Origin of the sequence: Bacteroides sp. AR20, from assembly GCF_964250605.1 — a bacterium.
GTDB classification, from domain to species: Bacteria; Bacteroidota; Bacteroidia; order Bacteroidales; family Bacteroidaceae; genus Bacteroides; species Bacteroides uniformis.
In genome coordinates, this window is sequence record NZ_CAXUGK010000073.1 from 1 (window position 1) to 982 (window position 982).

Annotated in this window: 2 protein-coding genes; both read left to right on the forward strand. The window is 33.8% G+C overall.

Going from position 1 to position 982, the window contains the following annotated elements; all coding sequences use genetic code 11:
- Positions 1 to 369 (forward strand): DUF4329 domain-containing protein (locus ACESTD_RS18415; RefSeq protein WP_373170168.1); only part of this gene is annotated, 369 nt, incomplete at its 5' end.
- Positions 370 to 381: 12 nt separating this feature from the next.
- On the forward strand, positions 382 to 789 hold the full coding sequence (locus tag ACESTD_RS18420) for an NTF2 fold immunity protein (RefSeq protein ID WP_051642902.1): 408 nt from the start codon (positions 382 to 384) through the stop codon (positions 787 to 789).
- The last annotated feature ends 193 nt before the right edge of the window (positions 790 to 982 follow it).

The following is a 982-nucleotide window of genomic DNA, read 5'->3' on the forward strand; positions in this document are numbered from 1 at the left end:
GTATCTATAAGCTTACCTCCTAACGGTGAGAGATTTGTAGGATCGATTCATTCGCATGGAGACGCGGACGCAGAGCATATAAATAATAAATTCTCAAAAGCTGATATAAAATATATTGAGAAAACAAAAGAAAATGGTTATTTGGCTACGCCGAGTGGCGATTTGTTAGAATATAATCCTTATAGTAAGAAAACATCAATAGTGACTAGTGATCTTCCTAGTGATCCCAAAGATCCTAAACGAAAGAATAATATTAATCCGAAAGATATTCCTGCTGAAAAGGGTAAACAAAGAATGAAAGAATTGCTACAAAAGCCAGATTTAAACATTCCTGTTAGCCAGAGAGAACATATTCATTGGGTATTTTAAAAAGATAGCAATATGTATAGGACTTATTTTTTTGCTTTAATGCTATTTGCGATGTCATGTACAAACAGTACATCGAAGGTCGGAGAAGATCAACAATCATCTCAACAGATTGAGTATGTAATGAATGATAGTCTCTCAACAGATTTTTATACTGATATGAAAAGCTATGTTCCTGCAGAGGGATTTATACCTACAGCGGATATTGCAGTAAAGATAGCGGAATGCGTACTATTGGAAATTTATGGAAAGGAAAGTATAGAGAAAGAAAAACCTTTTTCTGTTAACTTGGTAAATGGAATATGGGTAATAGAAGGGCATATTCCTAATGGAAATGATAGTGCGCTGACTTTCTGTGGACAATCTTATGTGGAAATAAGAAAAAGTAATGGTGAGATTATAAAGCTTTTGCATACTAAATAAAAAATATTACTCTAATATAAGTTGCCTTTTTTCAATGAGATTTATTTAATTACTATCCTAACATCAGATATGCTATATCTTGTATGTTAGGATAGTTTTTTAGGTCTATCAAATGATGTAGGTCATGCAGGACTACATCCGTACTCTCCGGATGCTTAACAGCACGGGCACTTCCTATCTGGATAACATTTCC

What these genes read in the sequence shown, in the direction of transcription:
- ACESTD_RS18420 (WP_051642902.1), top strand. Translation starts at nt 382, where the DNA reads ATGTATAGGACTTATTTTTTTGCTTTAATGCTATTTGCGATGTCATGT.